The following is a 14154-nucleotide window of genomic DNA, read 5'->3' on the forward strand; positions in this document are numbered from 1 at the left end:
GATCTGGCTCAGTCGACCGTGTCATCTGTGCTCGGCTCATCGCAGCCCGAATGCGCCACCACTAACCAGGATGAAGATGCCCAGACCGATCAGAACGAGCGGGAACAGCACGTGCTCCCAACGTTCCAGAATCTCCGCGATCGGTCGACGAGTAGCGATGAACTTTGCGACAACGACCAGGACCGCAACGAGGGCCAGGAACACCACGCAGTACGCGACGACCGCGGCAGGGCCCACGCTGAGGAACACGGGGACGTAGACGCCGATGTTGTCACCGCCGTTGGCGAAGGTGACCCCGGCCACAGCCCAGACCGCGACCTTCTTTCCTTCGATCTTGCCCTCGTCGTCATCGTCTTCGTCGCGATTGCGCCAGGCCTGCCATGCCGCCCAGAGACCCAAACCCAGGGGGATGAGGCCGAAGTAGGGAATGACTTCAGGGGGGAGGAACGCTCCTGCGCCGAGAGCAACGAGTACGGCGGCGCCGAGGATGCCAGCGAAGCCCAAATACTGTCCGAGCAGAATCCGGGTCGTTGTACCTCGTTGGCCCGCCCCTCGGGCGAAGAACAGCGAGAGCACGATGATGTCGTCGATGTTCGTTACCAGGAACAGACCAACTGCTTGGAGGATGGAGAGGAAGATCATGCGTTGACCTCCGTCGTGTAGCAGTCCGCAACTGTGCAGGTGGGGTCGATGCACTCGGCCTCGTGATCCACGGCCAGGGTCGTGTCCAGTAGAGCGGTCAGCGCCGTGGTCAGCCGAGGATCTGCGACCTCGTATCGAGTGCGCCGCCCCTCGGGCTCTGCCACGACGATGCCGCAGTCACGGAGGCAAGTGAGATGGTTGGAGACGTTCGATGGGCTCAGACCCAGCTCGCGGGCGAGCGCCGCCGGATAGATCGGGCCGTCAAGCAGCGACATAAGAATGCGTGATCGCGTCGAGTCGGCCATAGCGCGGCCGAGGCGATTCATCACGTCCAAGCGAGTGGTAATAGTCAGCACTCAATGAATATACACGCTTGGATGTATGATCGGCTACGGCGCCAGATCATCCGACAAGGCGCGATCCGAAGCGTCTCGACTACCTGGGTCTACCCGCTAGTGCAGCGCTCGACGTCAAGGAATCTCCATCATGCACACTTCGATATCCGGGCCCGGCCACCGAGCAGCCGCACACCGCCCCTCCCGCACGAGCGGCACATGGTGAGGCGGAATCGAAGTCGGAGGCTGGTTGTTGCGCTCCTGATCGCGTTCAGTATGACCGTGATCGACCAGGGTTCGAAGGCTTTAGCCCTGACCCAGCTCAGCGAGAACGAGCGCATTCCCCTAGTTGGTGATCTGCTGGGCCTCCAACTTGCATTCAATCCCGGCACAGTCATGTCGCTCGGGTCGGGGAGCACGTGGGTGTTTACTGTGATCGGAGTTGCAGCGACGATCGCGCTGGTCTACGTTGCGTGGCGATCGAAGTCGATCGCGTGGGCGGTGGCTATCGGATTCGTCTGGGGCGGAGCGATGGGGAACCTCATCGATCGACTCCTTGCCCCGCCCGGGTTTGGCATCGGTCATGTGACCGATTTCCTCGCCTACGGCAACCTCTTCATTGGCAACATCGCGGATATCTCCATCGGCATCGGCGTGGGCCTGGGCCTCATTCAGATCATCCGGTATCCCCGCCCGGAGCTTCCCCGTGGACAGTCCCCTGGTGCTTGACCTCCGCAAACTCATCTCGTCTTTACCGTAGTCACCTGCTTGCCATGTCCGCGTGAATCTCCTCCCCGTGCTGGGACGCTCGCGCTGCATGGGTCACGCGAAGATGGCTTCAGCGCCCGCCGAAATCGATCGTTTACGGTGAATCGATCGCCGACTGCTCCCTGGTGTGCAACACGCCGACGTTTGATCCGCCGAAACCCCCTGCCGAACCAAACCGCGCCGGAACATCGGTATTACCGTTTTCGGCGCGGTCTCGAGCGACACCAGCACAGACGCCCCCACGCGCTATGTCCCGACTGCTACATCGAGGGCACCGTGGACACGACGGCGACCGATGTTCGCTCGTGCGGGCATGTTCACGATCTCGCCTACGGCTGCGTGAACCAAAGGGTGACGTCTCGAACGTGCAGACGATCTAGCCTCCGGATCGGACGGACCAGTCGAAACGAAGCAGCTACAGCGACGGCCCGACCCGCTGCACTTCGTTGCGGCGGGTTCGTTCCTGCTCAGGGTGGTGGGCCTGGGCGAGGTTCTGCGACCGGTGGAGAGCGGCACGAGCGCGAGTCGCGTCGATCTTCTGCGCCTCCGACTCGGCCGGTGCCCCGAGCGGTGACGATCCGGTGATCCCGTAGCGGTCCCGGTAGGCGGCGATGGTGCGGGCACCGTAGCGCCATGTCTGGGCAGCACGAAGCTGCTTCGGTGGCGTGCCGAGCTTCGTGACCCACTCGAGTTTCTCTGTGAGCGCGGTGTCGAGGAGCGCATCGGCGCGGTTCTCGATGAGCTTGCGCCGCTCGGTCAGCGCCCGCCGCATATCTGCAGTCATCACGCCGTTGGCCTCGGGGATGAGACCGACGATCAGGCGCGACGCCTTGCGAGCACGGCCGACGCCCGCCGGGCGGGAGGTCGCTTTGGCGACGCGGTCGTGCAAGACAGCGGCGATGTCATCAACGTCTCCGAACCCGCGCGCTCTGACCAGGTGTGGCAGCAGGATCTCGATGTCGTGCTGGTTCGCCTCTGCGCGCCGAAGCTCGGCGGTCAACGCGCCGAAGGCGGGTGAGGCGATCGCGTCCTCGGCATCGTTATCGCCGAGCCCGGAGGATCGGATGAGTGCGGCCCAGCGATCGTGTTGTGCGGCGGCTGCCAGGGTCTCGTACTCGGCGGCGAGCTGACCGATCGAAGGCCAGGTGTCCTGCTCGACAGCGATCGCCTCACGCGCGGACAGTTCAGCGCCGACGTGCTGCAACACGCCGAGCAACACGCTTCGGGCGGTTGCTTCGGTGTTGTCGCCGGGGTGCGGGCCGTCGTGGGCGGGGTCGGGTTTGTCGACGGCGACGTAGGCGATGTTTGCCTCCCGGCCGCGGGTCATGGCGACGTAGAACGTCTCCCTGGTCATCGACGCATCCGCGAGGACGTGCGAGGAGTCCACGGTGATGCCCTGCGCCCGGTGCGAGGTGACGGCGTAGCCGAGGTCGAGGTGTTCTGTCGCGTACTCGGCCGGGATCACCACCGACCCGCTCCGCCTGCGTCCGGCGCGGCGCAGGGTGAGGGCGCCATCGTCCAGCACCTCGGCGACTGTCCACCTGTCGCCGTTGCGGACCCAGGAGCGTCCGGCACCGATGCGGCGGTCGTTGCGGCGAGAGATGACGGTGTCCCCGGCCGCGGCGCGGGTGCCGTCGTGCAGCTCGACCTCGCGGCGGGCGTTCACGGTGCCGTCGAAGATCAGATCGGCACGCGCTCTGTTGTTGAGGGCTTGGACGGATTCGTTGGAGTCGGTCACGAGGACACTGGCCCGCCCGGCGAGAGTGTCGTTGCGCCAGGCGGTGTAGGCGGCGTCGATCATCTCCTCGGTGTCACCGCCGATCACACGGCGGTGCCCGGCGTAGGTGTCGATGACATCAGTGCGCCCGTGCCGCAGACCGAGGGATGCGATCTTCTCCCATGGGTTGATGAATCTGTGCACGTCGACCAGCTCCGCAACGTCGTCGCGATCATGAACGAGCAGCGAGAACGCGCCGCCCGCGTCGACAGGCTGGAGCTGCGCGTGATCCCCGACCAGCAGCACCTTCGCCCCAGCCTCCGCCGCCAAGGAGGTTATGCGGTCGAGGGAGATAGTGCCCGCCAGCGACGCCTCATCTACGATGACGAGCTGGCCCCTGCGGAACGTCTCGTCGGTGCGGTCATGGGTGTCGAGCCACTTCGCCGTGTTCTCCGTCTGGATACCGAGGTCATCGGCGAGTACCTGCGCGGCGACCGCAGACGGCGCGAGTCCCACCACGCTGCCGCGCCCGTGCTCGCGCTCCCACGCCCACCGCAACGCCGACATCGCGGTCGTCTTCCCCGCACCCGCCGGGCCAACCAGCACATCGACCATCCGCCCGGAGACCGCGATTTTTGTCAACGCGGCCGCCTGGTCGTCACCGAGCATCCGCCCCTTGCTGTCGGGACGCTTCGCGATCCGTTCGACGGTCGTCAACGGCACGGTGGGTGCGGTGGTGGTCCGGGCACGCTCGAGGAGCCTGTCCTCGGCCGCCAGGAGTACCTCGGACGTGAACAGCGCGGAGTGCTTCGGCCGGAACACGCTCGTGCCATCCGGCCGGCGGAACGCAGCCGGGCTCGACGCGAGCTCCGGCGGGGTCAGGCGCAGCGACACGGCCTCGGCGGCATCCACGACCAGTCCGACGACCGCTTCTCGGTCCTCGGTCGATGCCAACCGGTAGCCCATCGTCTGCCGCGCCGCCTCCGCGGTGAGGTTCCAGCGATGCCAGGTGGATCGCTTCTCACCGACCGCGGTCACCACGTCCTGTCCGAGCGAGGCGATCACATCCAACGGCACGTCGTCCGCACGCAGCAGCAACGGCTTCTCATTCATCATCACGGTGCGCGCCCACCCGGTCGCCTCCGACCCGAGCACCCGCCCGGCGCGCTCCCGCCAGGAGGCGGTGAGGTCGGCCAGCGACCGCACCTCCTTCTCGGGCCGCGTCGAAAGCGTGGCCTGGGCGCGGAGCCTCATGATCGTCGTCCGTGACGGCCGCCGCCCACGCGCCTCGACGTACTGGCCGATGAGGAGATCCGTCTCGGCGTCGATGTGCCGGGCACGGGTGGAGAACTCCTTAACCAGCGCCTCCGGCACCGCAGAGATCGCCCATGCCGGGTTCCGGTCGCGGCCCCGGTCTCGCGCCTCCCACGAGACCCCGAGCATCCGTGTCAGGTGGTCAGCGAAGACCGCCTCGTGCAGCTCGGAGAGCGCGACCACGGCGGCGTGCATCGGCCGCCCATCCAACGACCGCCACTTGCCGTCGAGGACGGTCTGCACCTTGTTGCTGATGACGACGTGCGTGTGCAGGTGCGGATCGCCCGCCCTCGAGTCATGGTGATCGAACGCCGTCGCAGTCAGACCGCGGACATCGACCTGCGCAACCGCACCGTCGCGGCCGGTTGCACCGGTGCGGGTGGCTGCAACCTCCCGCTCCATGAACGCAACCACCTCCGCAACCGCCGCATGATGCGCGCCCGCGATCAACGCCTGCGTCCCCGCATCCGCGACCGCCCACAACACGCTCGCGGACTTCGGGATCGAGAACGTGAAGTCAAACCCTGCCACCGCCCGCCGCGTCCCCCGCTCGGACTCCTCCGCCTCGATCGCGGCGACGGCTTCGGCACGGGACGCGGGGCGGAGTGCCGAATCGAGTGCCGCAGTGCGCGCCTCAACGTGCTCGGCCACGCTCCGATAGTCGGGATAGGCACGGCCGAGCGGTTCTCCGGTGAAGGGGTCGCGGCCCATCCCGACCAGGAGCTGGAGCTGAGCTTCGGAGACCTGATCGCCCACGCGAATCCTCCCGCCACCGAGCACCGTCACCCCGGCCCCAAGCCAGCGGCCCGGCGGCGTGCCCTCAGCGGTGTAATAGCGCGTCAACGGGGTGGAGAGCGACCTGTCTCCGTCACCGGCCGCTACGGTGCGCAGCAGGTACTTGTACCCGTCGCCTGCGCTCATCACGCGCATCGACACCGTCACCCCGGCCACCCTTCTCCTCCTGCTCACCAGGTGAGCAGCAGCCCACTGAAAGCGGACTCACCCTCGATCTGCAAGAGGCGTGGCAGCTCTTGCGCTGGACGGTGGCGGGGGCGTGGATCCAGCAACGTCCGATGGTCGAGAGGGGCTGCGTTCTGAAGGACGCGCTTGTGGGCCGGCTGATCTCGAGCGCGACGCGTACAAGCATCTTCTCGGCGAGGTTGCCCCCGAACACGGACCAGGGCGTGGAAGTGCAAGACATGACGAGCGATCGTTCGGGACCGTGGTGGCCCCCGCCCCGGCTCACAGAGATCCCTTCGACGCGTTCGACTCGCTGCCGTCACCGGAGGTCGAGTCTCGCAAGATGGTCCATGAACTGACCGCAGGGATGGTTGAGTTCGCGAGCATCGCTGAGGCGTCCGAAGAGGGCGGTGTATTCCGGGGCGGCTTGCGGTCGATGCGGACGATCGTGTGCTTGCGAGAACGGTGCCGCAAAATTTGCGGCACCGTTCTCGTTGTGTCAAGGCCACTGACCTCTTCCCCTTAAGGTACGCCGCCACCCCCTGGTGTCAATAGACGCACGTTAAGGAGGGGACGTGGCGAATAAACGCGCTGGCAAGACGTTCCCCGTGGGCCGGCAAGCGCGAGCGGGCTTCCAGAGACACGTGGGAGCGATGTGTACACCTAATCGTCGCTGGAACCGTTGTCACACCTCGCCACCGGGGAGTCGCAACGCCGGCCACGAATGGTGTCGCACAAGATAGGAGGATGCGATGAGCGCGGATCACAGCGCGGACTCGCCTCGAATGTTCCTCTCCGAGGAAGAGGCGGCAGCACAGCTCTGCATCCACCGCACGACGCTACGCGCGCTGGCCCTAAATGGCCGCTCCCCCATCGAGCCCGTCAATGTAACCGCGCATAAGCGGATCTACCGTCTCCGTGATCTCGAACGGCTGGGCGGGGTAGCGGAGTGAGCATCGAGATCCGCCGGACTACGGCCGGTAAGCCCTACTACGTCGTTCGAGTCAAGTCCGGCCGCCGGTTAGTGGCCTCGAAGGCGTTCGATATCAAGCGAGACGCCGAGATATGGGAACGGACCCAGAAGCACCTCGTCGAGACAGGCCGCTCCTTGCCTCCTCCCCGCACGTTCACCCTCGGGAAGCTTGTCACGCAGTTCAAGGCGGCGCGCGCGGGCGGGAACCCGCACAGTGTCGATACCGACGTGAATAACCTGAACGCGCTGCCCGCGCACCTGCTCGAACGCCCGCTTGCGTCCATCAACGCCAGCGACATCCACGCTCATCTGCTCGGCCAGCTGCGGGCGGGGAAGAAGCCGTCCACCGTCGCGCGGGCAAAGACCACGCTGAGCGCGCTCTTCACCTTCGCCGCTGCCGAAGGTCTTCTGCATCAACCTCATCCCGTGCGCACCATGGCGCGGATCCCCGAACTCGCAGCACCCGCGCTCCGTCCCGTCAGCCCTCATTCCATCCCCACATCGCGGATCGTTGCATCGGCTCTCACCGAGCTCCGTGCGCGCCGCTCGGATATCGCTGATGTCTTCGAGTTCCTCTCGCTCACGGGACTGCGCTGGGGTGAGCTTCGCGCTCTCCGCACGAATGCGCTGTCGGACGTTCCGCTTCCGCAGTTGATTGTCGAGCGCTCGCACTCCGATCACTACGAGGAAAAAGAGCCGAAGACCTGGCGTGGTGCGCGTCTGATCCCACTCTCCCCTCGAGCGGTGGCCATCTTCCGCGACCATGCGCACGGAAAGCCGCCCGACGCCTACTTGTTCACCAACCGTCGCGGCGCGCAGCTGAGCGTGGGCGTTGTCCGCAAGTTCCCTCTCGGCTTCCGCCGCCACGCCCTACGTCACTACGCCGCATCCACCTGGCTACGGCTGGGCACACCCGTAAACGAAGTCGCCGAGTACCTCGGCGACGATCCGCGCACAGTGCTTGCGGTATACGCCCACGTACTGGGGGACGACCAGCGGCGCGCGCACCTGCGACGCCTCACGGCTGCCGAAGAGCATCCCTTCGAGCAACGTCGCGCTCAGCGCTCTCCCAACGATCGCTTTCCGGGGCCCGGCAGCTGACACTCCCCCAGTCACCTCGCGCGGAGCTAGTGCACCGGTCTGCCGTTATCTGAGAGCCAGACGGCCTCAACGGCCCTAGTCGCACAGCGACGTTCTCGACGCTTGGAGAGCCGCGAACGGCGGTGGCTTGGGCAGTCCGGGGAACCCGTCACTCGATCGGGGGACACCTGGGGGACACTTGGCGGCCGAAAAGCGGCAAACACGCCCAATCGACCACACACTCCCCGAACCAAGAAATCCCCGCCTGAGCGGGGATTTTCACTGCGGAGACGAGGGGATTTGAACCCCTGGTCCCCGTGAGGGGACTCCACCTTAGCAGGGTGGTGCACTCGGCCGGACTATGCGACGTCTCCAGGCATCCGGCCGGAAAGCGCGGATGCACCTAGCTATCATAACGGGTCCGGCGAGCGGACACGAACCGCGCCCGGCCGGTCGTCCCTCCTCGTCGTCACCCGCCTGGGATACTGACCGCAGATCACGGACATCGCCAGCAGCTGATCCGGAGGGACGCCATGACCGAGAAGCTGACCGCGCACGGGACCGACTCCTCGCCTTCCAGCGGCCTGTGGACCCGACGCGCAGCCGGGTACGGGGTCGTGCTCGTACTCCTCGTCGTCTCGTATGGACTGTGCGCGACGCAGCCGAGCACCGACCCGAGCCCGTGGGCCTTCCTGCCGATGCTGGCGACCGTCGCCGTGGTCTTCTACGTCACCGGAGCGACGCGGCTGGCGCAACGTGTGTCGTGGGTGGTGCTCTCCGCTGCCGGTCTCGCCGCGGTCATCGCCGGCGCCCTCGGGCTCGACGGCCCGCTCTTGGCCATCCCGCTCTCCGCCGCCTCGATGCTCGCGCTCCTCGTGGCGCCGTGGGTCATCATCGCCCACCAGGTCACCCGTCGCGGGCTCGACTTCGAAGCGCTCCTGGCTGCGGTCACGGCGTACATCCTCGTCGGGATGTTCTTCGCGTTCGTGTACAACCTGATGTCGCAGCTGTCTCCCACTCCGCTGTTCGGCGACGCGACCGCCGACTCCCTCGGAAACCAGCTGTTCTTCTCCTTCACAGCCCTGACGACGACGGGCTACGGCAACATCGTCCCGGTCGGAACCGGCGGGCAGGCGGTCGCGATCGCCGAGGGGATCACGGGACAGCTGTTCCTCATCACGGCTGTCGCCCGGATCATGCGGGGCGCCAGCGCCAAGCGCACCCCGGCGCCGTCCGAGTGAACCCGCGACAGAGCATCGACACCCGACGAGCCGCAGGGGCAGGAAGAAGCACATGACCACCGTCTCCGCGCCACGCATCGAGCACCACCGGGAGCCGCTCGGCATCGGCGAGAGCCGCCCGCGTCTGAGCTGGAGCATCGCAGACGCCCCCGCTGACTGGCGACAGCAGTCCTATGCCGTCACGGTGGTGCGCGGCAGCAGCCAGGACCGGGACGAGGAGCGCATCGAGGTGACGTCCGAAAGACAGGTCCTGGTGCCCTGGCCCTTCGACGCCCTCGACTCGCGCGAGCGCGTCGGCGTGCGCGTGGCAGTGCGGGGCGGCGACGGCAGCTGGTCCGCCGACAGCCCGGAGACCTGGCTCGAGGCCGGCCTTCTCCGGGCAGACGACTGGTCGGCGCGACCGGTGGGGGTCGACCTCGACGAGGATCCGGAGAGCGATGCCCGCCGCGCGACACTGGTTCGACGCGGCTTCCGCGTCGAGGGCGAGATCGCCAGCGCCCGGCTCTACGCCACGGCGCACGGCTTGTACGAGGCGGAGATCAACGGGGTCCGCGTCGGCTCCGACACGCTCTCACCCGGATGGACGACCTACCGCGAACGCCTGCGGTACTACACCTACGACGTGACCGCACTGCTCCTCGACGGCGAGAACGCGCTCGGCGCCTGGCTCGGCGACGGCTGGTACCGCGGTCGTCTGGGCTGGCGCGGCGGTCATCGCAACGTCTTCGGCAGCGACCTGTCCTTCCTCGGCCAGTTGGAGCTCGTCTACGTGGACGGACGGCGCGAGATGATCGCGACCGACGAATCCTGGAGGGCATCACTCTCCCCCATCCTGCGTTCCGGCATCTACGACGGCGAGGACTACGACGCACGGCACGAGCACACCGGGTGGACGACCGCGCCGTTCGACGACACCGGCTGGTTCCCTGTCGCCGTGCGCGAACGCGACCCGCGAACCCTGGTCGCCCCGACCGGCCCGCCCGTGCGGGTGACGGAGGAGGTCGCCCCGATCGCCGTGCTCACCTCACCGAGCGGCGCACGCATCCTCGATTTCGGGCAGAACCTCGTCGGCAGGGTCCGCATCCGCGTCGCGGGTTCCCGCGGTGCCACCGTGACGCTGCGCACCGCGGAGGTTCTACAGGAGGGCGAGATCTACACGCGTCCGCTGCGCAGCGCCCGTTCGAGCGACGCCTACACGCTGGCCGGACATCAGGGCGGCGAAGAATGGGAGCCTCGGTTCACCTTCCACGGCTTCCGCTACGTAGAGGTCTCGGGGTGGCCGGGCGACCTCGACGCGGATGCCGCGGCCGGCGCACTCGTCGCCCGTGTGCTCCACACCGACCTCGAGCGCACCGGATGGTTCACGTGCTCCGATCCGCTGGTCGAGCAGCTGCACCGCAACGTGGTCTGGGGCATGCGGGGGAACTTCGTCGACATCCCCACCGACTGTCCGCAGCGCGACGAACGCGTGGGCTGGACGGGCGACGTGCAGGTGTTCGGCCCGACCGCGTCGACACTCTTCGACGTCTCGGGGATGCTGTCCGGGTGGCTCAGAGACGTCGAGGCCGATCAGCTGCCCGACGGCACGGTGCCCTGGTTCGTGCCGGTGATCCCGTCGCACAAGGTCTGGTCTCCGGCCAGGGCTGGTGCCGCCTGGGGAGACGTCGCCACGCTGCTGCCCTGGACCCTGTACGAGCGCTTCGGCGACACCGGCGTGCTGGCGACGCAGTTCGAGAGCGCACGCCGCTGGGTCGACAAGGTCGATTCGCTGGCCGGACCCGACCGACTGTGGGACGAGGGGTTCCAGCTCGGCGACTGGCTCGATCCCGCCGCTCCCCCGCAGGATCCCGGAGCCGGCCGCACGGATCGGTACCTCGTGGCCACGGCCTACTTCGCCCGATCGGCCAGGGCGCTCGCGGAAATGGCCGGGGTGCTCGGGCTCCCCACAGAGGCTGCGCGCTATGCGACTCTCGCCACCGAGGTCGCCGCCGCCTTCCGCGCGGCCTACGTGCGAGCCGACGGCACGATGACCTCGGACGCTCAGACCGCGTACGCCCTCGCCATCGTGTTCGCGTTGCTCGACGACGACACGCAGCGCGCAGCGGCAGGGGCGCGTCTCGCCGAGCTGGTGCGAGAGGCAGGCAATCGCATCGCGACGGGCTTCGTCGGCACACCGCTGGTCTGCGACGCACTGACCATGACCGGCCATGCGGACACCGCGTACGACCTGCTGCTCGAGCAGGGCTGCCCGTCGTGGCTGTATCAGGTCGTGCAGGGAGCGACCACGGTCTGGGAGCGCTGGGATGCGATACTCCCCGACGGCACGGTGAACCCCGGCACCATGACGTCGTTCAACCACTACGCGCTGGGCGCCGTCGCCGATTGGCTGCACCGCAGCGTCGCAGGGCTCGCCGCCGCGGAACCGGGCTACCGCCGTATCCGCTTCGCCCCGCGCCCTGGCGGTGGGCTCACGCATGCCTCATCAACGCAGCGCACTCCCTACGGAGTCGCGTCGATCTCGTGGCGCGTCGACGGCGACCGACTGCACGCCGACGTCGTGGTCCCGGTCGGCGCGACCGCGGAACTCGACCTGCCAGGAACATCCGTCGAGGAACTCGGGCACGGCTCCCACACGCGGACGGTGCGCATGCGGTCGTGACGGCCTGGCCGAATGCAGACTCCGGTCGCACTCTCCGTCGTTCCCGCTCGGCGGGAGCGATGGAAAGTGCGACCGGAATGTCGCTTGGCACCGACGGGTCAGCGGGCGGCTGAGTCCCCCGCGTTCGCTGCGGCGATGAGCTGCTCGATCTGCTCGAAGTCGACGGGAAGGCCCGGGAAACCGGCCAGGCGACCGATCGGGAACGACGCCATCATCTTCTGCATCGCCTCGTCGTTCGGCATCATCGACGCCGCTGCCGCATCGCCGCCGGACCCGCCCAGAAGACCACCGAGAGCCTGCTGCACGATCGGGCCCGCGACGGGGTGCGACATCAGGTCGCCGACCGAGGAGTTCATGGTCAGCTCCTGGCGCACCGTGTCTCCGGCGATGTCGACGGTCGCGGTGGAGCGGATGTCGCGGCTGGAGGCGGCGACGTCGACGATGTACTCGCCGCCCTCCACCACCCAGCGGTCGACGCGGACATCCCAGTAGGCGAGGTCCTCGCGCCGCACGACCAGCTCGACCGTGCGGGTCTCCCCTGCGGCGAGCGCGACGGAGGAGAATGCCTTGAGCTCGCGGGGTGCGCGCTGCACGATCGATGTCGCCGGAGCCACGTACACCTGCACCACCTCGCGGCCGTCGCGGTCTCCGGAGTTCGTGACGTCGACGCGCACGACGATGTCGCCGTCCGCTCCGACCTCGGCCGTCGCAGGTGCGTACTCGAACGTCGTGTAGGAGAGACCGTGGCCGAAGGGGAAGGTCACGTCGAGACCCTTCGCGTCGTACCAGCGGTAGCCCACCAGCAGGCCCTCGCCGTAGCGGACATGTGCGAACTCTCCGGGGAAGTTGCCGAACGAGGGGTTGTCCTCGAGCCGCACCGGCACGGTCTCGGTGAGCTTGCCCGAGGGGTTCACCGTCCCGTAGAGCACGTCAGCCACAGCGCTGCCGCCCGCCTGACCGAGCAGCCAGCTCTCGACGATCGCGGGTACACGGTCGGCGAAGGGGAGCGCGACCACGCCGCCGTTCGACAGCACCACCACGACACGAGGGTTCACCGCGAGCACGGCATCGAGCACCGCAAGCTGCTCGGCGGGCAGATCGATGTGGTCGCGGTCGAAGCCCTCCGACTCCTCCGCGGCCGGGAGCCCGAGGAAGAGCACGGCCACGTCAGCCGCCGTCGCGATGTCGACGGCTTCCGCCCGCAGGTCGTCTGCAGAGCGTCCGGACGCGGCGATGGCACCACCTTCGACCGCGAAGCCCGCGGCGTAGGTGACGTGGTCGCCGCCGACGGCGCGCAGTCCGTCGAGGGCCTCGTCGATGCGCGTGGGGTTGATCAGCGAAGAGCCCGCTCCCTGGAACCGCGGCTCGGTCGCGAACGCGCCGATCACGGCGACCTTCTGGTCGTCGGCGAGCGGCAGCAGCGCACCGTCGTTCTTCAGCAGCACGATGGACCGACCAGCGGCCTCCCTGGCCAGCGCGTGGTGCGCGTCGACGTCGAGCGGGCCGGACACGGCAGGACGCCGGGCGGCCTTGCGCACGAGGTCGATCGCGCGACCGGCTGCGGTGTCGAGCACGCTCTCGGCGAGTTCGCCGGCGCGCACGGCTGCGACGAGCTGCGCATCCGTCCTCCCACCGGACGAGGGCATCTCCAGGTCGAGTCCTGCGGCGACGCCGGCGACGCGGTCGTTCACGGCTCCCCAGTCCGAGACGACGAGGCCGTCGAAGCCCCAGTCGTCGCGGAGCACGCTGGTGAGCAGCCAGGGGTCCTCGGAGGTCCAGACGCCGTTGAGCTTGTTGTACGAGCACATGACCGTCCACGGCGCAGCGTCCTTCACGACACGCTCGAATCCGCGCAGGTAGATCTCCCGCAGCGGACGCGGATCCACGTCGGAGCTCGCGCGCATGCGGTCGAACTCCTGGTTGTTCGCAGCGAAGTGCTTGAGCGAGGTGCCGACGCCCTTCGACTGGATGCCGCGGACGGACGCGGCTCCGAGCACGCCCGACACGATCGGGTCTTCCGAGAAGTACTCGAAGTTGCGGCCGCACAGCGGTGAGCGCTTGATGTTGATGCCGGGTCCGAGCACGACCGCGACGTCCTCGATCGCGGCCTCGATGCCGATCGCGGCGCCCACCCGCTCGATGATCTCGGGATCCCACGATGAGCCGATACCGACGGCGGGCGGGAAGCACGTGGCCGGGACGCTGCTCGCGAGGCCGAGGTGATCGGTGCTGCCCGACTGCTTGCGCAGACCGTGCGGTCCGTCGGTCATCATCACCGACGGGATGCCCACGCGGTCGATCGCCTTCGTCGTCCAGAAGTCCGCACCGCTGGTGAGCGAAGCCTTCTCCTCGAGGGTCAGGTCGGAAGCCGAGTTCTCGGTCATTGTGTTCCTTTCGCGGGCGACGGCGATGTCCTTGCGAAAACCTTATGCCTTTCAGTATTAGATTTCAAACGTCATTCAGGA

Annotated in this window: 9 protein-coding genes and 1 tRNA gene; 5 read left to right on the forward strand and 5 right to left on the reverse strand. The window is 67.7% G+C overall.

The window, feature by feature from the left end:
• Positions 1-36: 36 nt before the first annotated feature.
• Both ILP86_RS18980 and ILP86_RS18985 read right to left on the reverse strand, forming a co-directional pair.
• Positions 37-642 carry a cadmium resistance transporter gene (locus ILP86_RS18980; protein ID WP_060926248.1) on the reverse strand — a complete coding sequence of 202 codons (606 nt, stop codon included), beginning with the start codon at positions 640-642 and terminating at the stop codon, positions 37-39.
• Positions 639-998 (reverse strand): helix-turn-helix transcriptional regulator, encoded by a 360-nt coding sequence (locus tag ILP86_RS18985; protein WP_025103725.1) that lies wholly within the window; start codon positions 996-998, stop codon positions 639-641. The genes ILP86_RS18980 and ILP86_RS18985 overlap by 4 nt, the downstream gene beginning before the upstream one ends.
• Before the next feature lie 255 nt (positions 999-1253).
• Between ILP86_RS18985 and ILP86_RS18990 the strand changes: the two genes are divergently transcribed.
• Positions 1254-1706, forward strand: coding sequence for a signal peptidase II (locus ILP86_RS18990; protein WP_227751423.1), 453 nt, complete (start codon positions 1254-1256; stop codon positions 1704-1706).
• Positions 1707-2160: 454 nt separating this feature from the next.
• Here the strand turns inward: ILP86_RS18990 and mobF are convergent, their stop codons facing one another.
• Complete coding sequence (gene mobF, locus ILP86_RS18995) at positions 2161-5706, reverse strand: MobF family relaxase (protein ID WP_193762718.1); 3546 nt, start codon at positions 5704-5706, stop codon at positions 2161-2163.
• A gap of 782 nt (positions 5707-6488) precedes the next feature.
• On the opposite strand from mobF, the gene ILP86_RS19000 reads away from it, so the two are divergent.
• A complete protein-coding gene (locus ILP86_RS19000) occupies positions 6489-6689 on the forward strand; it encodes a hypothetical protein (RefSeq protein ID WP_193762690.1) in 201 nt (66 codons plus the stop codon).
• The gene (locus tag ILP86_RS19970) at positions 6686-7810 is read left to right on the forward strand and encodes a tyrosine-type recombinase/integrase (protein ID WP_193762691.1); all 1125 of its coding nucleotides are present in this window, start codon (positions 6686-6688) and stop codon (positions 7808-7810) included. The genes ILP86_RS19000 and ILP86_RS19970 overlap by 4 nt, the downstream gene beginning before the upstream one ends.
• Before the next feature lie 264 nt (positions 7811-8074).
• On the opposite strand, the gene ILP86_RS19010 is transcribed toward ILP86_RS19970, so the two are convergent.
• Positions 8075-8163 (reverse strand) — tRNA-Ser (locus tag ILP86_RS19010).
• Positions 8164-8322: 159 nt separating this feature from the next.
• Here ILP86_RS19010 and ILP86_RS19015 point away from each other — a divergent pair.
• Both ILP86_RS19015 and ILP86_RS19020 read left to right on the forward strand, forming a co-directional pair.
• A complete protein-coding gene (locus ILP86_RS19015) occupies positions 8323-9030 on the forward strand; it encodes a potassium channel family protein (RefSeq protein WP_058631517.1) in 708 nt (235 codons plus the stop codon).
• A gap of 52 nt (positions 9031-9082) precedes the next feature.
• Positions 9083-11689 (forward strand): alpha-L-rhamnosidase, encoded by a 2607-nt coding sequence (locus ILP86_RS19020; protein ID WP_193762692.1) that lies wholly within the window; start codon positions 9083-9085, stop codon positions 11687-11689.
• A gap of 98 nt (positions 11690-11787) precedes the next feature.
• Here the strand turns inward: ILP86_RS19020 and ILP86_RS19025 are convergent, their stop codons facing one another.
• Positions 11788-14073: a glycoside hydrolase family 3 C-terminal domain-containing protein gene (locus tag ILP86_RS19025; RefSeq protein WP_193762693.1), complete on the reverse strand. Its 2286-nt coding sequence runs from the start codon at positions 14071-14073 to the stop codon at positions 11788-11790.
• Positions 14074-14154 lie beyond the last annotated feature (81 nt).

Origin of the sequence: Microbacterium sp. R1 (genome assembly GCF_015159725.1) — a bacterium.
GTDB lineage: Bacteria > Actinomycetota > Actinomycetes > Actinomycetales > Microbacteriaceae > Microbacterium > Microbacterium oxydans.